This is a genomic window from Pseudomonas frederiksbergensis (assembly GCF_000802155.2).
Taxonomy (GTDB): Bacteria; Pseudomonadota; Gammaproteobacteria; order Pseudomonadales; family Pseudomonadaceae; genus Aquipseudomonas; species Aquipseudomonas frederiksbergensis_A.
The window spans coordinates 652907-678101 of record NZ_JQGJ02000001.1 but is presented as its reverse complement, the minus strand read 5'-3'; the positions used below and the strand labels follow the sequence as shown (position 1 = coordinate 678101).

General features: G+C 57.8%; 31 protein-coding genes and 1 pseudogene. 17 read left to right on the top strand and 15 right to left on the bottom strand.

Annotation, left to right across the window (positions count from 1 at the left end; all coding sequences use genetic code 11):
• The first annotated feature begins 191 nt into the window (after positions 1 to 191).
• From JZ00_RS03070 to JZ00_RS03060, 3 genes are all read left to right on the top strand, one after another.
• Entirely contained in the window at positions 192 to 644 is a 453-nt protein-coding gene (locus JZ00_RS03070) for a hypothetical protein (RefSeq protein WP_152668392.1), read from the top strand.
• A 107-nt stretch (positions 645 to 751) separates the two neighbouring features.
• Positions 752 to 1081, top strand: coding sequence for a type II toxin-antitoxin system YafO family toxin (locus JZ00_RS31870; protein WP_160300867.1), 330 nt, complete (start codon positions 752 to 754; stop codon positions 1079 to 1081).
• A 189-nt stretch (positions 1082 to 1270) separates the two neighbouring features.
• Positions 1271 to 1864: an OB-fold protein gene (locus JZ00_RS03060; RefSeq protein WP_052742275.1), complete on the top strand. Its 594-nt coding sequence runs from the start codon at positions 1271 to 1273 to the stop codon at positions 1862 to 1864.
• A 508-nt stretch (positions 1865 to 2372) separates the two neighbouring features.
• Here the strand turns inward: JZ00_RS03060 and JZ00_RS03055 are convergent.
• Entirely contained in the window at positions 2373 to 3320 is a 948-nt protein-coding gene (locus JZ00_RS03055; protein WP_039592756.1) for an aromatic alcohol reductase, read from the bottom strand.
• 96 nt (positions 3321 to 3416) lie between these two features.
• On the opposite strand from JZ00_RS03055, the gene JZ00_RS03050 reads away from it, so the two are divergent.
• Positions 3417 to 3875 carry a winged helix-turn-helix transcriptional regulator gene (locus JZ00_RS03050; protein ID WP_039592757.1) on the top strand — a complete coding sequence of 153 codons (459 nt, stop codon included), beginning with the start codon at positions 3417 to 3419 and terminating at the stop codon, positions 3873 to 3875.
• Positions 3876 to 3892: 17 nt separating this feature from the next.
• On the opposite strand, the pseudogene JZ00_RS29870 reads toward JZ00_RS03050, so the two are convergent.
• Positions 3893 to 4171: pseudogene (locus JZ00_RS29870) on the bottom strand (transposase domain-containing protein); the annotation flags it as partial.
• Positions 4172 to 4620: 449 nt separating this feature from the next.
• Here JZ00_RS29870 and JZ00_RS03045 point away from each other — a divergent pair.
• The 3 genes from JZ00_RS03045 to JZ00_RS03035 all read left to right on the top strand — a co-directional run bounded on the left by JZ00_RS03045 (position 4621) and on the right by JZ00_RS03035 (position 6523).
• Positions 4621 to 4893 carry a hypothetical protein gene (locus JZ00_RS03045; RefSeq protein WP_039592893.1) on the top strand — a complete coding sequence of 91 codons (273 nt, stop codon included), beginning with the start codon at positions 4621 to 4623 and terminating at the stop codon, positions 4891 to 4893.
• A gap of 367 nt (positions 4894 to 5260) precedes the next feature.
• Positions 5261 to 5902 (top strand): DUF998 domain-containing protein, encoded by a 642-nt coding sequence (locus JZ00_RS03040; RefSeq protein WP_039592758.1) that lies wholly within the window; start codon positions 5261 to 5263, stop codon positions 5900 to 5902.
• A gap of 75 nt (positions 5903 to 5977) precedes the next feature.
• Complete coding sequence (locus JZ00_RS03035; protein ID WP_039592759.1) at positions 5978 to 6523, top strand: DUF4410 domain-containing protein; 546 nt, start codon at positions 5978 to 5980, stop codon at positions 6521 to 6523.
• 142 nt (positions 6524 to 6665) lie between these two features.
• Here JZ00_RS03035 and JZ00_RS03030 read toward each other — a convergent pair whose 3' ends face one another.
• Positions 6666 to 7190 carry a DUF2867 domain-containing protein gene (locus JZ00_RS03030; protein WP_039592760.1) on the bottom strand — a complete coding sequence of 175 codons (525 nt, stop codon included), beginning with the start codon at positions 7188 to 7190 and terminating at the stop codon, positions 6666 to 6668.
• 20 nt (positions 7191 to 7210) lie between these two features.
• On the bottom strand, positions 7211 to 7852 hold the full coding sequence (locus tag JZ00_RS03025; protein ID WP_039592894.1) for a DJ-1/PfpI family protein: 642 nt from the start codon (positions 7850 to 7852) through the stop codon (positions 7211 to 7213).
• A gap of 126 nt (positions 7853 to 7978) precedes the next feature.
• Here JZ00_RS03025 and JZ00_RS03020 point away from each other — a divergent pair, with 126 nt between their 5' ends.
• Positions 7979 to 8533 (top strand): TetR/AcrR family transcriptional regulator, encoded by a 555-nt coding sequence (locus tag JZ00_RS03020; RefSeq protein ID WP_039592761.1) that lies wholly within the window; start codon positions 7979 to 7981, stop codon positions 8531 to 8533.
• 431 nt (positions 8534 to 8964) lie between these two features.
• Positions 8965 to 9168 (top strand): hypothetical protein, encoded by a 204-nt coding sequence (locus tag JZ00_RS03010; protein WP_030138076.1) that lies wholly within the window; start codon positions 8965 to 8967, stop codon positions 9166 to 9168.
• 31 nt (positions 9169 to 9199) lie between these two features.
• On the opposite strand, the gene JZ00_RS03005 is transcribed toward JZ00_RS03010, so the two are convergent.
• Genes JZ00_RS03005 through JZ00_RS02995 form a run of 3 tightly spaced genes read right to left on the bottom strand, consistent with a single transcriptional unit; the run spans position 9200 to position 10862 of the window.
• Complete coding sequence (locus JZ00_RS03005; RefSeq protein ID WP_030138077.1) at positions 9200 to 9532, bottom strand: type II toxin-antitoxin system HicB family antitoxin; 333 nt, start codon at positions 9530 to 9532, stop codon at positions 9200 to 9202.
• Positions 9529 to 9981, bottom strand: a complete 453-nt coding sequence (locus tag JZ00_RS31360; protein ID WP_235433041.1) for a type II toxin-antitoxin system HicA family toxin — start codon at positions 9979 to 9981, stop codon at positions 9529 to 9531. Before JZ00_RS31360 ends, JZ00_RS03005 begins: the two co-directional genes overlap by 4 nt.
• The gene (locus JZ00_RS02995) at positions 9978 to 10862 is read right to left on the bottom strand and encodes a LysR substrate-binding domain-containing protein (protein WP_039592763.1); all 885 of its coding nucleotides are present in this window, start codon (positions 10860 to 10862) and stop codon (positions 9978 to 9980) included. The genes JZ00_RS31360 and JZ00_RS02995 overlap by 4 nt, the downstream gene beginning before the upstream one ends.
• Positions 10863 to 10968: 106 nt before the next feature.
• Between JZ00_RS02995 and JZ00_RS02990 the strand changes: the two genes are divergently transcribed.
• Entirely contained in the window at positions 10969 to 11400 is a 432-nt protein-coding gene (locus JZ00_RS02990) for a PACE efflux transporter (RefSeq protein ID WP_039592764.1), read from the top strand.
• Positions 11401 to 11602: 202 nt separating this feature from the next.
• Here the strand turns inward: JZ00_RS02990 and JZ00_RS31695 are convergent, their stop codons facing one another.
• The 4 genes from JZ00_RS31695 to JZ00_RS02980 all read right to left on the bottom strand — a co-directional run bounded on the left by JZ00_RS31695 (position 11603) and on the right by JZ00_RS02980 (position 13063).
• Positions 11603 to 11737 (bottom strand): hypothetical protein, encoded by a 135-nt coding sequence (locus tag JZ00_RS31695; RefSeq protein WP_268794786.1) that lies wholly within the window; start codon positions 11735 to 11737, stop codon positions 11603 to 11605.
• A gap of 139 nt (positions 11738 to 11876) precedes the next feature.
• Positions 11877 to 12053, bottom strand: a complete 177-nt coding sequence (locus tag JZ00_RS29865; protein WP_080942501.1) for a DUF3606 domain-containing protein — start codon at positions 12051 to 12053, stop codon at positions 11877 to 11879.
• 104 nt (positions 12054 to 12157) lie between these two features.
• Entirely contained in the window at positions 12158 to 12586 is a 429-nt protein-coding gene (locus JZ00_RS02985) for a DUF2628 domain-containing protein (protein ID WP_039592765.1), read from the bottom strand.
• Positions 12587 to 12865: 279 nt separating this feature from the next.
• Positions 12866 to 13063 carry a hypothetical protein gene (locus JZ00_RS02980; protein ID WP_039592766.1) on the bottom strand — a complete coding sequence of 66 codons (198 nt, stop codon included), beginning with the start codon at positions 13061 to 13063 and terminating at the stop codon, positions 12866 to 12868.
• A 356-nt stretch (positions 13064 to 13419) separates the two neighbouring features.
• Here JZ00_RS02980 and JZ00_RS02975 point away from each other — a divergent pair, with 356 nt between their 5' ends.
• Positions 13420 to 13944 carry an anti-virulence regulator CigR family protein gene (locus JZ00_RS02975; protein WP_039592767.1) on the top strand — a complete coding sequence of 175 codons (525 nt, stop codon included), beginning with the start codon at positions 13420 to 13422 and terminating at the stop codon, positions 13942 to 13944.
• Between the two features lie 45 nt (positions 13945 to 13989).
• Here the strand turns inward: JZ00_RS02975 and JZ00_RS02970 are convergent, their stop codons facing one another.
• Entirely contained in the window at positions 13990 to 15840 is a 1851-nt protein-coding gene (locus JZ00_RS02970; protein WP_039592768.1) for a sigma-54-dependent Fis family transcriptional regulator, read from the bottom strand.
• A 304-nt stretch (positions 15841 to 16144) separates the two neighbouring features.
• On the opposite strand from JZ00_RS02970, the gene JZ00_RS02965 reads away from it, so the two are divergent.
• The 6 genes from JZ00_RS02965 to JZ00_RS02940 are packed head-to-tail and all read left to right on the top strand — an operon-like array spanning position 16145 to position 22097.
• Positions 16145 to 17239, top strand: coding sequence for an ABC transporter ATP-binding protein (locus JZ00_RS02965; protein ID WP_039592769.1), 1095 nt, complete (start codon positions 16145 to 16147; stop codon positions 17237 to 17239).
• Positions 17239 to 18348, top strand: a complete 1110-nt coding sequence (locus JZ00_RS02960) for an ABC transporter ATP-binding protein (protein WP_039592770.1) — start codon at positions 17239 to 17241, stop codon at positions 18346 to 18348. Before JZ00_RS02965 ends, JZ00_RS02960 begins: the two co-directional genes overlap by 1 nt.
• Positions 18345 to 19211, top strand: a complete 867-nt coding sequence (locus tag JZ00_RS02955; protein WP_030142069.1) for a carbohydrate ABC transporter permease — start codon at positions 18345 to 18347, stop codon at positions 19209 to 19211. Before JZ00_RS02960 ends, JZ00_RS02955 begins: the two co-directional genes overlap by 4 nt.
• A gap of 10 nt (positions 19212 to 19221) precedes the next feature.
• Positions 19222 to 20022 (top strand): carbohydrate ABC transporter permease, encoded by an 801-nt coding sequence (locus tag JZ00_RS02950; RefSeq protein WP_014337490.1) that lies wholly within the window; start codon positions 19222 to 19224, stop codon positions 20020 to 20022.
• A 10-nt stretch (positions 20023 to 20032) separates the two neighbouring features.
• Positions 20033 to 20305 carry a DUF2160 domain-containing protein gene (locus tag JZ00_RS02945; protein WP_030142071.1) on the top strand — a complete coding sequence of 91 codons (273 nt, stop codon included), beginning with the start codon at positions 20033 to 20035 and terminating at the stop codon, positions 20303 to 20305.
• A gap of 49 nt (positions 20306 to 20354) precedes the next feature.
• Positions 20355 to 22097: an ABC transporter substrate-binding protein gene (locus tag JZ00_RS02940; RefSeq protein WP_030142072.1), complete on the top strand. Its 1743-nt coding sequence runs from the start codon at positions 20355 to 20357 to the stop codon at positions 22095 to 22097.
• A 44-nt stretch (positions 22098 to 22141) separates the two neighbouring features.
• On the opposite strand, the gene JZ00_RS02935 is transcribed toward JZ00_RS02940, so the two are convergent.
• Genes JZ00_RS02935 through JZ00_RS02925 form a run of 3 tightly spaced genes read right to left on the bottom strand, consistent with a single transcriptional unit; the run spans position 22142 to position 25189 of the window.
• The gene (locus tag JZ00_RS02935) at positions 22142 to 23011 is read right to left on the bottom strand and encodes an alpha/beta fold hydrolase (RefSeq protein ID WP_039592771.1); all 870 of its coding nucleotides are present in this window, start codon (positions 23009 to 23011) and stop codon (positions 22142 to 22144) included.
• Complete coding sequence (locus tag JZ00_RS02930) at positions 23008 to 23967, bottom strand: class I SAM-dependent methyltransferase (RefSeq protein WP_052680773.1); 960 nt, start codon at positions 23965 to 23967, stop codon at positions 23008 to 23010. Before JZ00_RS02930 ends, JZ00_RS02935 begins: the two co-directional genes overlap by 4 nt.
• Complete coding sequence (locus JZ00_RS02925) at positions 23960 to 25189, bottom strand: YcaO-like family protein (RefSeq protein WP_039592772.1); 1230 nt, start codon at positions 25187 to 25189, stop codon at positions 23960 to 23962. The genes JZ00_RS02930 and JZ00_RS02925 overlap by 8 nt, the downstream gene beginning before the upstream one ends.
• Positions 25190 to 25195: the final 6 nt, after the last annotated feature.

The following is a 25195-nucleotide window of genomic DNA, read 5'->3' as shown; positions in this document are numbered from 1 at the left end:
AAGCCGGTGGATTGAGCGTATCGCTGGCGTTACTACCAACTGCTCGGTGCTATGCATCGAGCCTTGATTTCGCTGTTATAGTATTTGAGCAATTCGGTAGGTTTGGTGACGTTATGACAGTAGCAGCTCAAAGCAAAGGCTCTTGGTCGGGGCCGACCATCGCCATGACTATGGTTGCGGCATGCTTGGTCATGACTGATCAAATCGCATTTGCGGAAGTAGCGCCAGCCAAGCGGTCAACTGAAGCGGCGAAGCGGACCCAGGCGAACGTGCAGGACCTTGTGAAAAGTGTTGTTGGCGAACTGCGCAAACTCGAAGCCGACATGAGTAAATACACCAGGATATTGTGTGAGAAAGACGTTCCAGAAGGCCATTTGGAAGACCATCCTTTTGGCTTGATCGCAGACAACCTTAGGTTTGTAGAGAAGAAGCTTCGTGAAGTTGGTACTCCGGTCGGGCGCGAGAAAGAGTTCAATACGCTGCTTCGGGCTGTAGCGAAGGCGCGCTCGGTCGCGGCCATGAATGATTCCCTGATACGTCAACGCACCATCGTTCCGAATGTCATCGAAAGCGATATCGACTTGGACGGCCTGAAAACCCTGACGGCCCGCAACACGCAGCGTCTGATCGATCAAGTCGGATAGTGGCTATTCGAGTCGAAATCCATCCTAAGTTGCGGGCTGATATTGAGTTGGCACTCGCAGCCCATCCTTTCGCACTAGCCCAGATAATCAAGGATTTTACCGTTTGCATGGATAGCAAAGGTCAGTCACTTCCCAGTTACATGGGGTGTGATCAGCCGTATCACGAGCCAGCAGCGGCTCGATCCGGGCAACTTCGTCATATTCATATCGCTTTACCACCCCAAACGTTCAGGGCCTCCGATCGGCAAGCCTACAGAAAGTGCGACATAAAGCGGCCGCAGTTGGATGCCGCTTTGGTCTACGTGCAGGGCGAGCTTTATGAAGACCGATACATGATCCTGGCATTCTTCGCGCCCTCTGCGCATGACAAGGCGAAAGTCAATGCTGTAATGACTAGGCTTGGGGTACTGGCAAAAAAATTCCGAGACGAGAATTGACTTAAATTTTTACCTGGCCGGATTTGGAGGACTCTGCGCGGTGGGACAGCTGTGGAAGGCAGGTATCGCATGGATCGATGGAGCGCTCGATACTCGCCGCGAGGCTGCTTAGGTTCTTGGTGATGGTAGTGGCAATTTGATAATGGCGGGTTCAAAATGCCGCCTCATCTTATCGCCATGGAGAGCGAAATGAACGAAGCAGTTGCAGTGGCGGCTCCGAAAAAGCGGCAAGTAGGGTTTCTTCTGGGGCTAGGAATTTTATTCTTCCCCTTGTTGTTCGGCTGGATGCTGCTGAGAAAAGGGCACTCTACCTTCGCGCGCATCGTTGGCTTCATCTGGATGGCCCTGTGCCTAGTGTCGTTGATTGGTATGGGCTCGATTTCAAAAACCAGCTACGACACCTACAAGGAAAGGGCGGCTCAATCCAATACATCAGGTTCGGCTCCTAAACAGCCAGCCCAGGCAGAACCGCTTAAAGCTTATACGTCGACGAAGGTCACCCAAGATTACGAAGACAACACTGTTGCTGCCGACATGCAGTACAAGGGTAAGCGCGTGAAGGTGACCGGGCGCATCACCGATATCAACACTGACTTCCTCGGGAAGCCGTATCTGGTGCTTGCTGGGACTAACCCGTATTTGGGCCCGCAGTTCAAATTTGAAAAATCGGATATGGACACTCTCGCATCGCTCAAGAAAGGTGCGCAAATTTCGGTAGCCTGCACGGGCAGGGGAGACGTAGCCAAAGTGCCGATGTTCGAAGATTGCGAAGTCTCACAATAACCGGTTGACACCCGCGGTCCCCGTCTATCGATTTCGTATTACTTTGCGGTTTTTCCGCGAGCAAAGCCCGACTCTGAAGTTGGGCTTTTTGCTTTCTATCTTTTACAGAGCCTCGGCATTTGCCGGGGCTTTTCCTTTTTCGGCTCCACTACACCCATCGCTCTGAGCTGGGAGTGCTGCTGGGGATGTTTCGTAAGCGTCCGGCAGACACACCTTGACCACACCATTCTCCCCCGTGCTCCTCAAAACCACGCTCATTTGCAAGGCTTTAGTAAGCGCTTGGTTAAGTCACCGTGGTTCGGAATTCGCGCTTAGAAAACTCAATAGATAGTGAAGTGGGACGCCTCAGACCTCGGCAGATGGTGCGGATAAGATAAAGATTCGGTCGTCTTGGATTACCAGACCCATTCTCCGCGCCTTAGCTTCGGTTATCAGCGCCCATTATCAGACTGAGGAGCTTTTTAGCAGGTCAACTCCGAGCGCGAGAACGTTCGTTCAGCTACTTCCCTTATGCTGATGAGGTTGCCAGATTTGCACGGGCCCACTCCTCAGCGGTCGTGACTTGAGTCGACTGCTGCGCGTTGAAAGTGCCTGCTTTAGGCCAGGCCACGCCTCTGCCCTGGGCGAACACAGCGCGGTACTTCTTGATGTGATGCGTTGGGTCTCTCTCCAATTCTTGGAGCAAGTACGGAACAGTCCACACGTTACGTTTGAACGGGCGGCCCAGTACACGTTCGAGGAGGCTCGCAACCTCTCCGTACGTCACTGTATCTCCCGAGAGGTACACAATCTGATCGCGGAAGCGAGGTTCGAAGAAAACAATTTCCGCTGTCAACGCACCAATGTCGTCTGGAGTCGTGAGCGTCACGCTGGTCTCAAGACTGCCTAGCGCGTTCACGGTATCGTTTTCGAAGTCAACCACCTCGAATACTGGCTCGAACAGAAAGCTAGTGAACATACCCGTCGAGATGATTACCCATTCAGTTTTATCCTGGGCGCGAAGCAATTCGCGTACATCAAGCTGAGCATCGAACAGATCTTGAGGACTGCCCCGACCGATTACCTCGAAGTCGACACCAAACTGCCATGGAAAGTAGCGCTTCACACCGGACTTGAGAGCTGCTTTAGCCAGCTTCATCGGGGTTTCCCGGCCTGCAACCATGCCTGCGCAGCCTATTACGGTATCGAACCGTGCGAACACTTCAGCCAGCTGATCGATTGAATTATTCACGAGATCTGCGGCCACCATCTGGATGCCGAGATCTCGAAGCTCATCGATTTCGACCTTTTTCTCGGGCACCTGAGTGTTGATGGTCGAATCCCTGAGCAGGACGCTGATTGTGGAGCCGGGCGCGCGCTTTGCTACTCGCGCAAGATTGCGCAGAACCGGCAGCCCAAGCTCACCGGCGCCTAGAACGAGAATGGATTGGGGGGAAAGCTGGGTCACTTCGGTCATGATTTCTCCTGAGACCTGTTGCCTGTAAGATGAACAAATGCTTGCACGATTAGGCAACGTTCGTAAGAAGGCACACCTGTGATACCAGAGAATGAAATGACCGATCAGGAGGCTCTCAGCCAGGCAGAAACAATTTGCCGAACGCTTAGAGAAGACGATGATGGCGTCAGACGAGAAGTGCTTGCTCACGCAGGTAGCCGCTGGTCGTTAGGTATTCTGCATGCCCTGGGGGTGTACGGCACGATGCGCCATGCCGAAATAAAAAGGCAGATGACTGGGGTGACTCAGCGGATGTTAACCAAGACGCTACGCTCCATGGAGCGGGATGGCCTAGTGGTTCGGCGGGAGTTCGGTGAGATTCCGCCACGTGTCGAGTATGAGCTGACGCCGCTGGGTATGGGACTGTTGATCCGCATGTCACCTATCTGGACTTGGGTTGTCGAGAACGTTGAGGATTTCCGCAAGGCGCGGCGTATTTTCGACAGTCAGGATGACAAAAAACCCACATGGCAAATACCTGCATCGACACCATTAGATTCAGACGCGTCGGACTGAATGTAGCTCATAGCGTGTTAGGAGCCCTGTGCCCATTGATGCGGTAGTAATTGGTCAATTGCACTGGCCCTCTGTGTCGGCAACCGCGTCAGTACATCCTTGAGATACGCGAACGGATCATGCCCATTCATGCGTGCCGATTGAATCAAGCTCATAATTGCCGCCGCTCGTTTACCGCTGCGCAGTGATCCGGCGAAGAGCCAATTCGAACGGCCAAGGGCCCAAGGCCGGATCGTATTTTCGACCCGGTTGTTGTCGATGGGCACAGCACCATCATTGAGGTAGCGCGTCAGAGAGAAAAAGGGGACAGATTTATTTCGCCGCGATGAAAGTCTTTTTTTGGCTGGTTTATAAAAACTGTCCTCTTTTCCGTCTCCTTTCCCCTGCGTCTCTTCGCTGCGGCTTATGACGACTCAAACGAGTGCCGCGAGGGGCTCCGACGCAAATTCCTACACAAATCTCGGAAGCCAGCGCATTGCAGCATTTCAATGCGCAACCTATTGTCTCTCTGTCGCCCAGATGGCGATTCGGGTTTGGCGACTCGATTGAATGAAGCGCAGAAGCTCCTGCTACACTGTGGAGCTTTTTTGCAGCTGCAAACTGCTTAATGGCAGCTGTGTGCGGGAGACTTCCGAGTCTGCCGGTTCGCTTTCATTCCCGGTTCGCCAACCCGAGCACAGCTGCCACCCATTCGTTTGGCGACGATTGAGTGGTAGTCCTTATCAATTGAATGAAGGTACTGCTCATGACCCGATACATGCCCATCACCGGCATCGACTGCATCCCCGCGACCTTGCTCATCGACACCGAAGCGCCTCTAGACGTCCTTTTCGAAACCGCCGATTACCGCATTCGCACGGTGACTCAGGTTCTGGAAAATATCGCGTTTCGCTCTGACATCAGCTCAGACACGGTGGTGCTGACTGATTTTTGCAAATTGCTGACCACGTCATTGCGCGATGGCTGTGATGTTATGGATGTGATTGGCCGACGATTGCGAGCGCAGGTGGCGGCATAACGAAAATGGGCGATTAATCAGTCGCCCATTTCATAAAAGTTGGAAAAGGTGCAATAGGCAAGGCTTGCGTCGCTCGCCGAACAGGACGGGGCAGGAGGCCGGCTGTGGTTTATGACACGGACCAAAACCGTGATTTTTCCCCGATCTGCGCTCAAACCTGCCGCGTTTTTCAATACCAATTTCTCGAAAAGGGTGCTCGGCAAGCATTTGCTCATAAGGACCGTCCATGGTTCGAAGGGGCCACAGGATGACGCATCTACCCGCTGGCTTGCAAAAATAGATACCCTCCATGAGGGACGCCCGCTAGCATGACGACGCTTCGTAGGAGACGGAGCGGTCCATTGCCATTAAAAAGGAGCGTCGTACTTTGAAAACCATTGACCGGATCTTGCTGGGACTGGGGCTGTTGATTCCTCTTTGGTTGTTCGCGGGTGTGGCGCTGACGTCGCTGGGCTATCCGGGTTATAGCCATCTCGACCAGGCGATGAGTATGTTGGGCGCGGTAGGGGCTCCCACGCATGGTTATTCGGCCTGGGTGAATAACTTTCCGCTGGGTGTGCTGTTCGTACTGTTCGCGATAGGTTTGATACGTAGCTTCGGGGGATCGCGCCTCGCCCTGTTCAGCGCCGTTTTAGTATTGCTCCATGGCCTGGCGAGCTTTGCTGCTGGCTATTTTTCGTGTGATCAGGGATGTGCGCCGGCGCAGCCTTCAATTTCCCAGCAGGTTCATAACCTGGCGGGTTTGATCATGTTCGTCACGCTGGCGCTGGCCATTGTGTTGTGGGCTTTCCTCGGCAAACGACTGTTGTCGTCACCTGGTTTCGGAAGGTTCTCTATGCTTTGCTTGATCCTGGCTGTCGTGACGGTAGCGATGATGTCCAAGGCATTCGCCGAAGGGCATGGATTCGGCCTGTACCAAAGGCTTAACTACGGCGTATGCGTCGTGTGGATTGCGGCCTTGGCCTGGATCGCTCTTCGTGTTGAAGTGACCCCGGCAAGCGTCCGTTAATGAGCGCCTTATAACCCATCTGCCCCGGCGGACATACTTAACCTCCACCTCACCGACTTTTGGATAGGGAAATCAATGAACAACTCCAAGCTTTCGATTGCGCTGTCCTGTGCCGTTGCCGTTTTGATGTTGAGCGGATGCGCTGCTTCCGTCAAAAGCGGCGGGACAGAAACGCTGGTCATCCAGGAGTCAGCCAAGCAAAACCTGGTGGTGAACTTCCAGGGAAACAGCAAGGTTCAACAGAACGAGGACTGGCCTCGCTTGAAACAAGAATGGCGCGATGCACTGCAAGTCGAAGCGACTCGTGCCGGCTACAGCCTTGCGGAGGGGCAAACATCAGGCGTTGGAGGCAAAGACGGTGTTGGTATCAAGATCAACGTGAGCAATTTCCGTTACCTCACACCGGGTGCACGCTACGGCGCCGGTGTCATGGTGGGGAATGCGTGGGTCAATTCCAGCGCAGATTATTCGGACTTGAAATCAGGCCGGCTGATCGGCACCCGAACGTATGATACATCGTCGTCTGCGTGGGAAGGCGTCATGTCGGCGATGACCAAGGAGCAGGTTGAGGCTATTTCCCGGAAAATCATCAGTGACATCAAGGGCGCAAAAGCCAAGTAAGGCGAGGAACCCGGTTCGCTTTCAGTCTTTGTTCGGTTTTCTGGAAAAAAAGCGCCATGCCTTTTGGGGCGGCTTCGCCCAAAGCGTAGGACCGTCCCAGCGGGAGCAAGCTCCCTCGCCACGGGATTTTTTGTGTCGCGGCTCACGCAGCCAAAGGCCAACCAACGCGCGCTGCACTGCGCAGGCTGGCTTTAACAACCAAGCGGTGAAATGGGGCAATAACGAAGAGGTAGGCCCGGCCCAGACGGTTGTGGCAATGGACCACGGTTGAAAACACAAGTTGGCGAGTGTGTTCTGGCTCTGCTTCTTCGGAACACAGGATCGATATCCGGAAGTCGAGGTGCTTGTCGTCCTCTCCCAATACGATTTCGGTCTGGTTCGTGCTGTAGACCTTGAAGATTTGAATCCGATCAGCAAGTGTTGCCAAATGCCTGGCTGTCTTGAGACCAAAGCAGGCAGCGATGGTGTCTCGGACTTTCATAAGCCATCCGATCCAGGATGGCTGCTGGGAAAGGATGAAACGAGCCAGCAAATCTGGATTGCTGGACGTGCCGGCAGGTAACGGGATCGCAAAAGCGTCCGCCAGGTTCATCGATTTGTAGAGGTGCGTGATGCCGGACCTTGAGGGGACTGGTACGGATGTGATGAGCTCAAATTCTCGGGGCATTGGGATCTCTCTCCTGAGTTCTAATAAGACGACATGCCATGTCGTTTTTTTTGTTGCGCGGCGCCCATTTCTCCTTGGCGGATACTCAGCCCGATCAGGGCATTGTAGAGCGCTTGCTGGCCTGCTGGCAGAACAGGGTGTAGCGTCGCGCGGCGCTTGTCTACGTTGAACCAGGATTCGACCAACCACCCCACCAGATAAAGCGCCGAGAGGCATCCACCTGCGGTTGCCACGTTCCCTTGGCATACCAGCGGTTGGTCCAAGGATTCGAGTCCCAGGGCTTGCAAGCCCGATCGTGCATCCGGGTGTGTAGTTGCCCGGCCGCAGAGCAGCCCAAGCCGTTCTAGAATGAAAGCTCCAGCGCAGATCGAGCCGATTCGCTGGCGTCTGGGGTCAAGTTCGAACGATGGCAGGAAATCCGGTGCGGCAAGTGCGGTGGGTATCCCTTCCTTACCGCTGACGAACAATACCGCGTCGGCACTGTTGGCCTCGCAAAGCGGACCGTGCACTGAAACAGCCAGGCCATGGGCCGAAACCACGATAGAGCTGGAAGCCAATATTCGGACGTGCCAGTCTTCGGTGTTGCGGCCCAAGATGTCCCACATCAGGAATAGGTCGATATCCGTGAATTGGTCGAAAGCAACCAGAGCGATTTTCTTCAAGGCGAGCTCCATCAAAACTGCTGGCGTGTGAAACGCAACGGCCATCTTCGCCGGTGTTCGCAAGGTATCAATCGGTTGGGCGCCATACACAGCCTGTATGGTGCAGAACAGGGAGGGAAATAACGGATGGAAAAACTAACTCGTAACCATTGGATCGCGGCTGGTTTTGAGGCCCTCGACCAAGTGGGGCACATTGGCGTTTCAGCCGAGAGTCTATCGCGCCGATTGAATGTGACCCGCGGATCGTTCTATCACCATTTCCGTAATCGCGAAGACTTTGTCCGCACGTTGCTGACCGCTTGGGAAGAAGACTATACGGGGCGCATGCTCGCTTATGCGGCGGAGGGGCGCAGTGCGGGCGATACCTTGAAACGCTACTTGAGCATTGCCGCTGAAAAACAACCTGATCGGGAAATTTCCATCCGCGCCTGGTCGCTGCACGATCCGTTGGTAGGCGAGTTCCAGCAGCGGGTTGACACAACACGACTGGACTTCGCGATACGAACGGGTCGCCGCTTGGCTCATCTGCCAGGCGAAGCAGAAGTGATTGGTCTGGCAGCCCATCTGTGTCTGATTGGGGGGCAACAAGCAGGGCTGCGGCGTGATGCCGCGCGCTTCAATAGTTTCCTGCATCGAGCCTTTTCCCTTTTCGAAGGGGGCTTCCACTCGTCGCGGACATAGCACTTCCTGTGTAAGCAAGCCCTCTCAAATGTATGCGCAGAACTGCGCTTCAGACAGGAGAGGCATTATGGTGATTGATAATAATGGTCCTGAGGCGCCATACCCAGGGCCAGATGAGAACGTGCCTGATACGGGCAAAGGACATGGTTCCGGTCTTGAACAGGCTGAGTCTGAGCCAAAGCAGGGCACTGGCGAGAGGCCCGAAGATTGGAATCCGCCGCCTGGAAACCCCGGGTCCGACCAGGACGCCCAGACGAATCGTGGCAACGGCGGTGCGAAGTAGGCTACGGCGGACGCTGATTATTCACAGGAGAGTCGGCCATCTGGGCTTGAGTGTGGCGCTCTGCGATGCTTAGGTGCACCGTCGGGTGCCTCGTGGTATGCCTGTAACGTGAAAGCGCCGACCCACCTTGAAGAAAGCATCAGTGAACATGCCAAAGAAACAACCAGACGACAAAACGACAGCCAGTGCTGCCGAAATCGAGCGATCGATCCTGGCGCTCAACAAGATGGCTGAGCGCCTGTGGGGAGATGGTCGGGAAGCTGAGGCACAAGCGCTTTTAAAGGCGCTGGATGCGTTAAATCGCGCCCTTGACCGCATAAGGATAGGGGAAAGCCGCAGAGTGCTTCATTGAAGACCCGGTTTGGTGCCGGGCTTGTTTGTGGTCAAGCGTGTGCTGCTCGTTCAAACACTTCGTCCGCCCACTGGTTCAGGCTTTTGCCAGCGGCTTGGGCTGCAATGGTAGCCGCGGCGTGCACTTCCGGGCGGATGCGCAGCATTACCTTCCCCGAAGCGGGCTTCTCTGGGCTGATACCTTGCTCGGCACAGTCCGCCAAATAATCCTCAATCGCGGCAGCAAATTCCGCTCGTAGCTCCGCTACTGAGTCGGCATGGAAGCTGATGATGTCACGGACGCCCAGGACCCGGCCGACAAAGATGTCGTCGCGCTCATCAAACTCAACTCGGGCTGTGTAACCCTTATAGGTCATGCTGTTCATAGCTCTACTCCTGCCCGCTGGAAAAATTCACGAGCCTCTTCTACCTGATATTTCTTGGCTTCCTTTCCGGGGTGCGGCCGATGACAGCGCCACTGGGCCTCTCGTAGCACGAGCTTGACCCGCGATCCTTGGCGTTCCAACACTTGACCGCCCAAATGGACGACTAACGCCTCAATGTCAGCAAACACTACCGTCGCGCTGGTTGGCGTGTGGTAGATCGCTTCCCAAATTTTCCGGTGCCTGTTGTTCATTTTGCTCATGCTATCAAAAAAAGATAGCAGGATCCTGCCAGTACTGTCCTCACCGAGGTTTGACGCAGGGACGGAATTTTCATTTCGGCATTTTTCCGAGGAAATAGCTCCGTCTCCATCCTCCAATCCTAATGTGGCTCTCCGTGAAGAATCACCTTGTCCTGCAACAAACTTCTTTGATGGTGCTATCCAACTCAACCAACATTCCGCCCCAACACCCACTCACTAAAAGCCCGCACCTCCACCTGCCGCTCCCGCCCCGGCACGCACACCACGGTATACCGCGCCCCCGCCAAACGAACCTCAGGCCGGTAATCAACCAACTCCCCACGCGCGACCGCGTCAGCCACCAGCACATTGCTGGCAAACACCAGCCCGTGCCCGGCTACAGCGGCCTGCAGCGCATGCTGTTCCTCGTCATAACGCCGGTAACGCGCGTTCTGCAGCCAGCCCAGGGTGTCGGCCTTGGCGCACCATGCAGCCCAATCGACCGCGACGTTTGCGCTGCTCAGCCATGGTACGTCGATGAGTTCGACGGGCGAGCCCGCTGTGGGCGGTTGCCAACCGGGTTGGCAGTAAGCGCCAAAGTACTCATCCAGCAGAGGTTGCTCGAACAGTTGAGGATCCGGCTTGAAGAGGGCACGGATCGCCAGGTCGACGCTGGCGTCACGTTGCAGGTCGACCATGTCGTTGCTGCTGTGCAGCCTGACGTCAATCTCGGGATGCAACCGATGAAAGTCGCCGAGCCGAGGGATCAGCCACAGGCTGGCGAATGCTGGCGTGGTGCTCACCACCAGGGACTGTGCGGTACACAACGGCGCCAGCATTTGCAGGCCGTGTTGGATATCGAGCAGGGCGCGGTGCAGGTACGGCTGGAGGCGTTCGCCGTCAGCGCTCAGGCGCACGTTTTGACTGGAGCGTTCGAACAGTCGCACACCGAGGAACGCTTCAAGGCTTTTGACCTGATGGGAGATCGCCGCCGGGCTGATGTTCAGTTCCTGGGCTGCCGCCTTGAAGCTGCCCAGCCGCGCGGCGGATTCGAAGCCGCGCAGGGCGGTGAGGGGCAGTTTGGCGAACATGGGCGGGGAAGTTACTCAGTTGAGCGTGGCTCAATTTAGCTCAATTGAGCGCGAGCGCTCAACTTGCCACGCTGTGATTCCTTCCCCCAGTTTCTGGAGTCCATCGATGCAAGGCGCAGCTCGCAAAATTCTTCAGGCCATGCTTTATGAGGCCGGTGGTGTGCTGTTTGTCGCGCCGTCCCTTGCGCTCATCTATGAGCAGGGCATGGGCTATTCAACCTTGCTGTCCCTGGTGATTTCTACCGTTGCGCTGGCCTGGAACATGCTTTTCAACGGCCTGTTCGAATGGTGGGAGCGTCGTCAAGCCAATGTTCATCGCAACTGGCAGCGCCGACTGCTTCATTCCCTGGGGTTCGAGGGCGGATTGACCCTGGTACTGACTCCGGTGATTGGAGCCTGGTTGGGTATCAGCCTGGGATTAGCGCTGGTAACGAACCTGGGGCTGTTTGTGTTTTTCTTTTTCTATTCGCTCGGTTTTCAGTGGGTATTCGATCGAGTGTTCGATGTTCCGCTTTCGGCGCAGGCGCGTTCGGATTGAACTGCCAGCGCCCTGGTGTGCCCAACCCCATACCACCTAGCGAGAGGGCACACCAATGGCCGACGAAAAGAAAAAAGAGCAACCCAAGGACAACACGCCCGCCCATTCCACCGAGCAGGAGCGTGAGCGTTTGAAGGATTTCAACAAGGATGGCATTCCGCCGGGGTCTTCCTGATCGAGAAGGAACACGGCGGATTTCTACTTACTCGACCATGCAAATCCAATGATGATCCTGCCGATACGGCGCGCGGATAAATGCCACCTCGGATACCAATACCATGCCGCGTTCTTGAAGGGCTTCGGTCAGTTGTACGAGTGTATCTGCTTCGATAGTCATTGCTGTTACCTCGTCAGACGACTGCGTTCATAATTGTTGACCGAACGCTTTGACGGGTAATTCATTTTTTCTAATAGGCTTATTGGACGACGCCAACACGTTCTGCAAAAAAAGCCCTACAGCGAGGTAGGGCTTCGTTTTACTTCTTCAGTTTCTTGCGTACATCTTCCGCTCCTGCGCCAACGGCTTGGACCGCCGCCTTGAGCTCGTCTTCGGTCACGCCGAACTCTTTCGTCCAGTATCTCAGTTCCCACTCTTCGGAAGTGTTGATGCGGCTCCGGTCTCGCGGTCCGCGGTTGCTCAAGTCGTCAGCCATTTTCGAGCTCCTTGGAAGAAAGCCTGGGTACCCAGGCGACTTCCAATAGACCATCAGGCTTGAAGGTTTGCGTCATTTTTATGCATTGACAATCAAGCGGGCCCTCAGAGACGCATGCCCTTGAGTGGATTCCAGCCTTGTTCGCCTTTGATTTCTTTCAAGTAGTAGGCGTAGTTGGTCATGAGCGCATACATCATCGACATGGCGATATTCAGACCCATGCTCAAAGGCCGCGGGAATTCCATGCCGATGATCGCAAAGATCACGCTCAATACGATGTTGATCGCCAGGAAAATACCGAGCAGGGCGAGGTTTTTCTTCCAGAGCCCCAGGACAAACAGATAAATAGGGCCGAAGAAAAACGCGATCACGTTGGCGTTGATCAGGATTTTTTTCTTGAAGTCCGGCAGCGTCTTGACGGCTTCCTTGTAGCGCGGGTCGTTTGGTGCGCCATACGTTTCAAAGAAGTCGAAGCGTTCTTGCCACTTGGGGCTGTATTTGCCAGTGCTTTGCATGTCTTCAGCGGTGGTCATTTTTTTCGTTCCTTGTTTTCCATGAAAGAGTTCGTTCTCTCGAAAATGCCGCGCGGCTTTTTTTCGCCGAGCAGATTTTGCAGTCCGCTTTATAAGCGTTCGCGCGCCGAAATACCGCACTGCCTGTTTAGCGGACTATGTGATCTGTGATGGGTATCACGGTAGGTCCTGCGCAGGCAGGCATGGCGCTTGGGAAAGGACGGAAAAATTCAGGGCAGGCAAACGTGAATCGCCCGTTCTATAACGGGCGACAGGTTGATCAAATACCAGGGCAAGCCATCAAAGCACCGCCTCGGCAAAAACATGCTCCGGCGCCCTCGTCAGAAAGTGCAGCGACATCTCCTTCGCAGGCTGCGTCGATGGTATTTCAAAACTGCCCACTATCTGGCTTTGAATTGCACTTAGCCGCATCGACTCTTCTTCCTTTAACTTTGCCATTCTCGCGTGGTTCGCTGCAATTTCGTTGAGAGTTGACACGGTACATCTCCGGTGGCTGACCAAGCGTTGAGAATTTTGCTGCCGCGCCAGGAAGACGTCGTCCTGCGCTGCTACCACGGTCCGCTGCAAAGCTTGAGCCAGACACACCCGCTTGATGCGCGCGAAGTTTCAAAGGCGACCAGTGGCCCGTCGAGGCCGGCAACGTTTTCAACCATGCCTCAGAAATAAGTCACGAATAATACAAAGCCAGGTCAGCCAGCCTGTCGGGCAGGGCGGCGGTGTGTGGGCAATCGCGCAAGGTCGGCTTGGCAAATGACGCAAGCGTGATATGGAACTAATATCACCGTTAGTCTCTATATCTTTACAGGGGATATCCCCTTTTTGAGAGAACTGCCATGTTCAAATCGCGCTCGTTGATTGCTGCAGTCACCTGTTTCGCCTTGGCCGCAGGCCCTGGGATCGTTGTCGCGGACCCGGGGAACGGCAAGGGAAACGCTCAATTCGATCAAGGCCAGGGGCAAGGCGGCAAGGGTGGACAGGGCAACAAGGGCGGCCAGGGAAATGCTGGCAATAAAGGTAACCAGGGCGGCCAAGGAAACTCCGGGAACAAGGGCAACCAGGGCGGTGGCGGCAGCGACTGGCATAACGGCCCGAACATCGACCGTGGCGGCATCCTTGGGGTGATCGGCGGCTACCGCGATTATTGGAGTCCCGGCCCCGCATTGCCTCCCGGTATCCAGAAGAACCTGGCCCGAGGCAAGCCGTTGCCACCCGGCATCGCCAAGAAGCTCGACGGGCGCCTGCTAGGGCGTTTGCCGCACTATGACGGTTATGAATGGCAGCAGGTCGGCACGGACTTGATTCTGGTGGCGATTGCCAGCGGCATCATTTATGAAGTGCTCAACGGTGCGTTCGATTAACCCGTTGTTTCAATGAAATGGCAGCCCGCTTCCACAGGTCTCGTGTCAGCTTTCAAGTTGCCGCAGGCGCTTGTACAGCGTATTGCGGCTGACTCCGAGGCGCCGCGCCAAATGGGAAATATTCCCGCCCACGGCCTGTAGCTGGCGGTTCAAATCCTCGGCATCGTTCAAGTCCACCGTCAGCGGCTCCGGTGTTTCCACCGGATCCATTTCCAAGTCTACGAAAAAGTCATCAGGAAGATGCTCGGGGCGGATCGGTTGTTCCTCGGCCATTGCCAGGGCGACTTGCAGGACGCTGCTGACCTGCCGCAGATTGCCCGGCCATGGATGCCGCTCGAACAACTCCAGGACTTCACGGCTCAGGCCGGCCCATTGGGTCGGTTCACGGTGGTGTTCCCACAGGCGCTTGAACAGCGCCTGCTTGTCGCTGCGTTCGCGCAGGGGCGGCAACTCCAGGGTCAGGCCGCCGATGCGGTAGTACAAATCCTCACGAAAACGCCCCAGTTGCACCTGTTCACGCAGCGAGCGGTTGGTGGCAGAGATGATGCGGATGTCCACCGGGAACAGCTCGGCGCTGCCCACCGGTTGCACGCAGCGTTCCTGCAGCACACGCAGCAGCCGGGCCTGGGTCGGCAGCGGCATGTCGCCAATCTCGTCGAGGAACAACGTGCCACGATCCGCCTTGCGGATCAGGCCGATGCTGCCCTTTTGATTGGCGCCGGTGAAGGCGCCTTTTTCATAGCCGAACAGTTCCGACTCCACCAACTCGGCGGGAATTGCCGCGCAGTTGACCGCAATGAACGGCTGCTTGCAGCGCGAGCTGGCCTGGTGCAAGGCCTTGACGAACACTTCCTTGCCAACACCGGTTTCGCCGTGGATCAGCAGCGGAATGTCTTTCTCCAGCAAACGCTCGGCCTGGCGCACGGCTTTTTCCACGCGGCTGTCGCCAAAGTGCAGGGCGTTGAGGCTGATGCCGGGATTGGCCGGCGCTGGCGTCGGCGACGGCGCCGGTTCGGCGAAGATGCGCGGCTTGATCGACACCTGTTTCGGCCGTTTGAGCAAGCACTGGAAGCGATTGCGTCCGGACGCTTGCAAGGCGAACGGCAGGCCGTCGGGCTGGTTCAGCAGCTCCATCAGCGAGACCTTGAACAGGCTTTCGATGCTCACTCGCGACAGGCTCAGGCCCAGCAGGTTGTCGGCACGGCGGTTGGCGGACAGGACTTGACCGGTCTCGTCGAAAATCAGCAGCCCGGCCCATTGGCTGTCGAGGTTGTTCAGGCCGGTATTGAAGGTCAGTTGGAAGTGTTCACCGCGAAACAGGTTGAGGATCAGCCGGTTCTCCACGGTCTGGCTCATCATCTTGACCATGCCCAGGGTGTGGGACGGCGGCAGGTAGCTGTCGCTGGAGACGTCCAGCACAGCGATGACCTTGCGCTCGGCATCGAAGATCGGCGCCGCCGAACCGGTCATGAAGCGGTTGGCCTTGAGGAAGTGTTCATCGTGTTCAATATGCACCGCCTGCTCGCAAGCCAGCGCGGTGCCGATGGCGTTGGTGCCGGTGCAGCGCTCCATCCAGCTCGCCCCGGCGCTGAAGCCGTGGGCCAGTTTCGGCTCGATGAAGCGCTGGGTGCCCCAGGACGTCAGGACCTGGCCTTGATTGTCGGCCAACATGATCAGGCAATTGGAATTGCTGAGGATATTCTCGTAGTAGGGCAGGACTTCCTGGTGAGTGGTCTGCACCAGCGAATGCTGGCTCTCCAGCAATTGGGCGATGCCCTCGGCCGGCAGTTGATCGAACGCGGGCACGCTCTGGTGGTTCAGGCCAAAGGCACGGCAACGGGACCAGGAAGCCTGGATGATGGCCTCGTGGGACAAGGCAGGAGCAGGTGCGGCCATGGGGCACTCTCGCAGGAGCTGTTTTTATTGTTGTGGCAAGTCTCGCACAGACTCCTTGTGCTGGGGCAGGCCTGCATGGCCAGGCTAGCGTAAAACGTTCATTCAGTGTTGTTCAAAATTGTTCATTGTCAACCCGTCGGTTGTTCAGTTGTTCATTCTTGATTGTTCACTTCTGTTCATCAACGAACGCATTTTTCCTGCGAATTAACGGAAATATCAGGCTGATCAAAGGCTTGTGATTTCTGGCACGGCTTTCGCTTTTGCATTCGGGTCGCTTGACTCCAAATAATAAAAAGGCCGAGCCATGTCATTAAAGCTTGAGCACATCTGTCGCACCGTCGAAGGCCAGACCTGGATCGACGATGCCAATCTGAGTTTCGAACCCGGATCCTTCAACGTTTTGCTGGGCCGCACGCTGTCCGGCAAGACCAGCCTGATGCGCCTGATGGCCGGTCTGGACAAGCCCGACAGCGGCCGCATCCTGATGAACGGCGTCGATGTCACCCAGCGCCCGGTGCGGTTGCGCAACGTGTCGATGGTCTATCAGCAGTTCATCAATTACCCGACCATGACCGTTTTCGAAAACATCGCCTCGCCGTTGCGCCAGGCGGGGGTGGCCGAAGAGATCATCCAGGGCAAAGTCCTGGAAACCGCCAAAATGTTGCGGATCGAGAAGTTTCTCAAGCGCCATCCACTGGAGTTGTCCGGCGGCCAGCAGCAGCGCACGGCCATGGCCCGGGCGCTGGTCAAGGACGCCGAGCTGATCCTGTTCGACGAGCCTCTGGTGAACCTCGACTACAAGCTGCGCGAAGAGCTGCGCCAGGAGATGCGCGAGCTGTTCCAGGCTCGCCACACCATTGCCGTCTACGCCACCACCGAGCCGAACGAAGCGCTGGCCCTGGGCGGCACCACGACCATTCTTCACGAGGGCCGGGTGATCCAGAGCGGCAAGTCATCTTCCGTCTATCATCAGCCGCAAAGCGTCCTGGCCGCCGAATTGTTTTCCGAACCACCGATCAACCTGATGCCCGGACGGATCGCCGACAATGAAGTCAGCTTCGCCAATTTCGTCCACTTCCCGCTGAACGTCGACCTGCGCCCGGTGGGCGAAGGCGAGTTCCGTTTCGGCGTGCGCCCCAGCCATATCTCCCTGGTGCCGAGCAACGATGACGACCTGGAGCTGGCCGTGACCGTCGAGGTGGCCGAGATCAGCGGCTCGGAAACGTTCCTGCACGTACGCAACGAACACTTCCTGTTGGTGCTGCATTTGCCGGGCGTGCACGAATACGACGTCGACGCGCCGATCCGCATCTACATCCCGACCCATAAACTGTTTGTCTTCGACGCCCAGGGCAAGCTGGTCCAAGCCCCGGGCCAGCGTATTGCGAGGGTTGCCTGATGGCCGAAATTCGTTTGCAGAACCTCGCCCACAGCTACACCAGCACCCCGGCGGGCCCCGAGGACTACGCGATCCGCGAGATGAACCACATCTGGGAGCAGGGCGGTGCCTATGCGTTGCTCGGGCCTTCGGGCTGCGGCAAATCCACCTTGCTCAACATCATTTCCGGCTTGCTCAGCCCTTCCGAAGGGCAGGTGATGTTCGACAGCAAGGTCGTCAACGAGCTGTCCCCGGAGCGGCGCAACATTGCCCAGGTGTTCCAGTTCCCGGTGGTGTACGACACCATGACCGTGTTCGATAACCTGGCGTTCCCGCTGCGCAACCAGGGCATGGCCGAGGCGCGGATCCACACCAAGGTGCAGGAAATCGCTGAGGTCCTGGACCTGCAGAACCTGCTGGATAAAAAGGCCCGCAACCTCACCGCCGATGAAAAACAGAAAGTCTCGATGGGGCGTGGATTGGTGCGCGACGATGTGTCGGCGATCCTGTTCGACGAACCGCTGACGGTGATCGACCCACACCTGAAATGGAAACTGCGGCGCAAGCTCAAGCAGATCCACGAGCAGTTCAACATCACCATGGTCTACGTCACCCACGACCAGCTGGAAGCCTCGACCTTCGCCGACAAGATCGCGGTGATGTACGGCGGCCAGATCGTGCAGTTCGGCACGCCCCGGGACTTGTTCGAGCGCCCGAGCCACACCTTCGTCGGCTACTTCATCGGCAGCCCGGGGATGAACCTGATCGAGGTCACGGCGCAGCCCGGTGGCGTCGGCTTCGGATCGACCCACTTGCCCTTGTCCGAAACCCTGCAACGGCGTATCGCCGAAGCCGAGGGCAAAAGCCTGAAGGTCGGTATCCGCCCCGAGTTCGTGCACGTCTGGGACGGCCCTTACGACGACGCGATGCGGGCTGATGTAGTCCACGTCGAAGACTTGGGTACCTACAAGATCCTGACCCTCAACCTCGACGGCGCGCCGCTGAAAGTGCGCCTGGCCGAAGACAAGCCGGTACCGGAAGGCACGGCGTACATCAGTTTTCCGGCCCAATGGCTGATGGTCTATGCCGATGAGTATTTGCTGGAACCGTTGAGCGAGGTGCAGCCATGAACAAGGTGCAGAACAACAAGGCCTGGTGGCTGGTGTTGCCGGTGTTCCTGCTGGTGGCCTTCAGCGCCGTGATCCCGATGATGACCGTGGTCAACTACTCGGTGCAGGACATCTTCGACCAGTCCAGCCGCTACTTCGTCGGCGCCGACTGGTACAAGCAGGTGCTGCTCGATCCACGATTGCACGATTCGCTGCTGCGCCAATTCATCTACTCGGCGTGCGTGCTGCTGATTGAAATCCCCCTGGGCATCGCCATCGCCCTGACCATGCCGACCAAGGGCAAATGGTCGTCCCTGGTGCTGATCATCCTGGCCATCCCGCTGCTGATCCCATGGAACGTGGTCGGCACCATCTGGCAGATTTTCGGCCGCGCCGACATCGGTTTGCTCGGTTCGACGCTCAACGGCTTGGGCATCAACTACAACTACGCGGCTAACACCATGGACGCCTGGGTCACGGTGTTGGTGATGGACGTCTGGCACTGGACCTCATTGGTGGCGTTGCTCTGCTACTCGGGGTTGCGGGCGATCCCGGACGTCTACTATCAAGCGGCGCGGATCGATCGGGCATCGAACTGGGCAGTCTTTCGCCACATCCAGTTGCCGAAGATGAAGAGCGTGCTGCTGATCGCCGTGATGCTGCGCTTCATGGACAGCTTCATGATCTACACCGAGCCGTTCGTACTCACCGGCGGCGGGCCGGGCAACGCCACCACGTTCCTCAGCCAGACCCTGACGCAGATGGCCATCGGCCAATTCGACCTGGGCCCGGCGGCGGCGTTTTCCCTGGTGTACTTCCTGATCATTCTGTTGGTGTCCTGGCTGTTCTACACCGCCATGACGCACTCCGACGCCAACCGTTGAGGCCCGCACCATGAGCAAGAGAAAGCTGATTCCGCTGTTGATCTACATCCTGTTCCTGCTGGTGCCCATCTACTGGCTGCTGAACATGTCGTTCAAGAGCAACACCGAGATCCTTGGCGGCCTGACCCTGTGGCCGCACGATTTCACTTTCCACAACTACAAGGTGATCTTCACCGACCCGAGCTGGTACACCGGTTACCTCAACTCGTTGTACTACGTGAGCCTGAACACGGTGATTTCCCTGGGCGTCGCGTTGCCGGCGGCCTATGCGTTTTCCCGCTACCGGTTCCTGGGAGACAAGCACCTGTTCTTCTGGCTGCTGACCAACCGCATGGCGCCACCGGCAGTGTTCCTGCTGCCGTTCTTCCAGTTGTATTCGTCCATCGGCCTGTTCGATACCCACATCGCCGTTGCCCTGGCTCATTGCCTGTTCAACGTGCCGCTGGCGGTGTGGATCCTCGAAGGGTTCATGTCCGGGGTACCCAAAGAAATTGACGAGACCGCCTACATTGACGGCTACAGTTTCCCCAAGTTCTTCGCCAAGATCTTCATCCCGTTGATCGGTTCCGGCATTGGTGTCACGGCGTTTTTCTGCTTCATGTTTTCCTGGGTCGAACTGTTGCTGGCCCGTACGCTCACCTCGGTGAATGCCAAGCCGATCGCGGCGGTCATGACCCGTACCGTGTCGGCGTCCGGTATCGACTGGGGCGTGCTGGCGGCGGCGGGGGTGTTGACCATCCTGCCGGGCATGCTGGTGATCTGGTTCGTTCGCAACCACGTGGCCAAGGGCTTTGCCCTGGGCCGGGTCTGAGGAGTCGATGATGGAATGGATGAACTGGACCGTCCCGACGGCGGCGTTTTTTGGCGTCATCGCCTTGTTGTTGATAGGCATGACCACATGGGAATTGCGTTCACCGAGCATACCTCGGCGTGGTTTCCTGCCGATTGCCACCACCCGTGGCGATCGGTTGTTTATCGGTCTTCTCGGTAGCGCCTACCTGCATCTGCTGGTTATCGGCGCCACCGACTGGAGCATCTGGATAGCGTTCGCGTTGTCTTTGGTGTGGCTGTTGGCAGTGATGCGGTGGGGCTAATCGCAAACAACTTGACGATCAAGCTCTTAAACCCAAACAGGAGGTCTCTATGTTCGATAAAAACAATAAGCTGCGACATAGCGTTTCATTGGCAGCCGCGCTGGCACTCAGCGGGCTGAGCGCTACGGCCTGGGCCGACGCCTATGAAGACGCCGCTAAAAAATGGATCGGCAGTGAATTCAAGCCGTCGACGCTGACAGCCGAGCAGCAGCTCGAAGAGTTGAAGTGGTTCATCAAGGCCGCCGAGCCGTTTCGCGGGATGAAAATCAACGTGGTGTCGGAAACCATCGCCACCCATGAATATGAATCCAAGGTGCTGGCCAAGGCCTTCAACGAAATCACCGGGATCCAGCTGACCCACGACCTGCTGCAAGAAGGCGACGTGGTGGAGAAGTTGCAGACCCAGATGCAGTCGGACAAGAACATCTATGACGGCTGGGTCAATGACTCGGACCTGATCGGCACGCATTTTCGCTACGGCAAGACCGAGTCGATCACCGACCTGATGGCCAACGAAGGCAAGAATTTCACGTCGCCGACCCTGGACCTCAAGGACTTCATCGGCATTTCCTTCACCACCGCGCCGGACGGCAAGGTTTATCAACTGCCCGACCAGCAGTTCGCCAACCTGTACTGGTTCCGCGCCGACTGGTTTGAGCGTGCGGACCTGAAGGCCAAGTTCAAGGAAAAGTACGGCTACGAGCTGGGTGTCCCGGTGAACTGGTCGGCCTATGAAGACATCGCCAAGTTCTTCTCCGAAGACGTCAAGGAGATCGACGGCAAGCGCGTCTATGGCCACATGGACTACGGCAAGAAAGACCCGTCCCTGGGCTGGCGCTTCACCGATGCCTGGTTCTCCATGGCCGGTGGTGGCGACAAGGGCCTGCCCAATGGTTTGCCGGTGGACGAGTGGGGCATCCGTGTCGAGGACTGCCATCCGGTCGGTTCCAGCGTGACCCGTGGCGGCGACACCAACGGCCCCGCGGCCGTGTTCGCCACCACCAAATACGTGGACTGGATGAAGAAGTACGCGCCACCGGAAGCGGCGGGCATGACCTTCTCCGAATCCGGCCCGGTGCCGTCCCAAGGCAACATCGCCCAGCAGATTTTCTGGTACACCGCGTTCACCGCCGACATGACCAAGCCGGGCCTGCCGGTGGTGAACGCCGACGGCACGCCGAAATGGCGCATGGCGCCTTCGCCACGTGGTCCGTATTGGGAAGAAGGCATGAAGCTGGGGTATCAGGACGTGGGTTCGTGGACGTTCATGAAGTCCACGCCTGAGAAGCAGAAACTCGCGGCCTGGCTCTATGCGCAGTTCGTAACCTCCAAGACCGTCTCGTTGAAGAAGACCATCGTCGGCCTGACGCCGATTCGTGAGTCGGACATCAACTCCCAGGCCCTGACCGACCTGGCGCCGAAACTCGGTGGCCTGGTGGAGTTCTACCGCAGCCCGGCCCGCGTGCAGTGGACCCCGACCGGGACCAACGTGCCGGATTATCCACGCCTCGCGCAGTTGTGGTGGAGCCACATCGCCGAAGCGGCCAGCGGCGAGAAGACCCCACAGCAAGCCCTCGATGGCTTGGCCAAGGACCAGGACGCGATCATGACTCGCCTGGAACGCTCCAAGGCCCAAGCCACCTGCGCACCTAAGATGAACCCTGAGCGCGACGCGCAATACTGGTTCGACCAACCGGGTGCTCCGAAGCCGAAACTGGCGAACGAGAAGCCTAAAGGCGAAACGGTGAGCTACACCGAGCTGCTGAAGTCGTGGGAAGCGGCGCGCAAGTAACGTGGCATCCGCAAGGTAAGGGACGGCACCGCGAGGTGCCGTTTCTATTTCTCTGCCGGCAACGCGCGGCGCATCGCCTTGACGACGGCGGGCGCCAAGGCGTTGTGGCCGGCCTCGACCATGATGGCGCGCACGTTCAGGTGCAGCTCGAGCCAGCGCAGGCTCTGCATGCCGTAGCAATCCTCCAGTCCTTGCACCACGGTTACCCTGGCCTGGGGATCCAGGCCAGTGTCGGCAGGTTCGAAAAAATAGCCCTCTAGATGAAAGTGAAGTTCCAGACGCAGGGCCCGCAGGACGCTGTCGTCGACGTATCGCGCCAAGGCAGATGGGCGCACGACCACACCGCTGGGACTGAGCACGGCCAGCAGCCAATGCACAGCGGCTTGTCGTTGGCGGTCCGGGTTCGCATGGCCCAATTCGTCGAAAACCTGTCTCGGGTTCGTGGCGCAGCTGACTGGCCCGACACTCGCCAGCCGTTGGCAAAGGTCGCGGTCATACGCCTTGACGATGGCCGCGCAGGGCACGAATACCGAAGCGAGCAGCACCCTGTGCACCGCGTGGGCAAAGCGCCGTTGGTACTGGACCGCCAGCCAACTGCCCCAGGAAACGCCGAGCAGGCTGATGCGCTTGAAACCGAAATGCTTGCGCAGGGCCTCGATGTCGGAAACCGACAGCGATGTGTCATTGAGCAGGCGATCCCCTTCCGGCGTCGAGCGACCACAGCCGCGCTGGTCAAACACAATGACGTCGAAACCCTGCAGATCCAGCAACTCCAGGTATCGATGACTCGAACGGCCTCCGGGTCCGCCATGCAAGACGACCAATGGCTCACGGCCTGGATTGCCGTGCCGCTCCCAATAAAGCAACTGGCCGTCGTCGGTGGGGTAGTAACCGTTGTCCAGCGGACCTGTCATGGCGGGTCCCTCGTCAGGACATAGAACTGGAAAAGCTGTCCGGTGGCGCTGCACGACGCGAGGCTGGAGACGAGGGTCAGTTCACATTGTTGGGCCAGATAGCGCATGGCCGGCAACACGGGTGTGTGACCAAACACGATAAGCCTGCCGCCGGGCACCAGTGTCGACACGAGCCGGCGCAGCAACTGTTCGGCTTGGGCGCGGGTCATGACTTCTGCATTGAGAAACCGAAGCACCAGCAAGTCGCAATATTCAATGACGGGCTTGGCATCGCCGGCATCGGCCAGCCGAAAGTCAACCGAACGTCCATAGCGCTTTCGGGCCGCTTCTATCATCGAGGGCGAACGATCTGATCCAATACAACGGCTGCCAGGCAAGGCCTGGGCCAGATGATGGATAAACGTCCCGGTGGAGCAGGCCGGGTCGTGGATGACCGCGCCAGGCTTCAACCATGACCGCAGTAACGTAGAGCAGTGGTGCCGCAGGTGCGCCTCGCCATCGTCGAGTCCACGGGCCAGCGTGTCAGCGAATGCCCAGTGGCTTTCAGGGCAGACGAATTCTCGACCATTGCTTTGAAGCGCGGGGAAAGGAAAGTGGATTTCGCTGTCAGGATCTTCCAGCGCATCCGCGAACGCCCTGACCTTGTCGACGCGCCGGGTTGCTTGATAGTCCAACTGCAGGCCGCCATTGCCCCAATGGAACTGGCCGAGCGGGCCGAGCAACATCCAGGGCGCGATTCGGCTGTCCGAGCGCAGGCGTTCCCGTTTGTCCCTTTGCAACGTCTTGCGGCCGACCCAATCGCGTCCCCGACAACGCAGGACGAACAGGTGATTGAGTCCGGCGCCCGAGGGCTCGACGAAACGCTCCCAGGAGCCGGGCGCTACAGGTTCGGCTCGCAAGATTCTTTCCAGGCCAAGTTCGCGCTGCAAGCGCTGCCGCGTCATCTGCTCAGGCATGGGCCGCGGTCCCCGCGAGGGCACGCTGTCTTCCGCGGGCCATGGGGACGACGACATTGCCGCTGGATACGATGTAGAAACGCTCCAGCCCAGGCACGACCACATTGACCAGCGCTGTGCCCACTTCAGAACGATAAAGCGTCGATACGCCGGCTACGTATCCGTGTTGTTGCAGATCATCGGCGAGTTGTCGGATCTGCGCTTTCAACGGGCGGGCCTCCACGGTTTTTGGCAGCGTGATGATTTCCTGCGGCCGGGTATCGAGCAGGTGATCGGGCTCAAAGCGCATGCAGCGTTGCAGTCGGGCAAATCCGGCCAGATGGCGCTCGGCGTTGGACAGATGTCGGCGCAGCGGCGCTTCGCTGGCGTTCAGGTGCAACTGCACCAGTTCGGTCAGGGCCCGTGAAGCGGCATGCAGGGCGTCCAGCGAAGTGCCTGAACCAAAGACGTTGACCGGCCTGTCCGAGAGGTCGGCGAAAGCCAGGCAAGTCGTGGCGCAAAATGGGCTGCTGATGTCCAGCAGCACGATTTGCGCACCGACTTCGGCTTCGGCGTCGACCCACAGTCGGCCCACTGCCTCGTCGGTGGGCATACGCTGGACGATCCGCAGGGGCGTGGCGTTCTGGTAGAAAAAATGATCAAGCAGGAACAATGAAACCGCGTCACGCTCCAGGCATTCGTTGAGACCATGGAGGACGGCTTCGTCCAGGGTTGCTCCGATGGCGGTCCCGCTGCTGCTGGAGTAGCGGCGCAACGCGCGGTAATCGGTCGTATCGTCCGGCGCGGGATCATCCGCGTAGCGGGGCATCGTCAAGGCGACGGGATAGAGAAACGAGGCACCGTCATCGAGGGCCGTGTACGAGCGGCAGGCGATCCGGCGGTCGGGTTGGTCCCGCAGGGTGTCCAAAAGATCGTCTTTGCCGGTCACTCCGGCGCTCAGGTCGGTGGGCGTCGCGAGGGTGAGGTCCATGGCGAGGGCCGGGTCGCTCAGATAATGCTCCAGCGCCTCATACAGCGCGCCGACGCGAGCCTGTTCGGCGTATCCCTTTCCGCAACCCAAGGCTTTTCGCCGTGAGTCGCCTATTTCAGCCTGGACGGATACGACCCGGTTGCCCAAGGTGCGCAAGCGGCTTTGCAATCCCAACGCTTGCAGCTCGGCTTCGATTTGTCGGGTTGATTGGGCCAGGGAAAGTTCGCGCTCTGGTGTGAGGGATGCGTCCATGTGTCG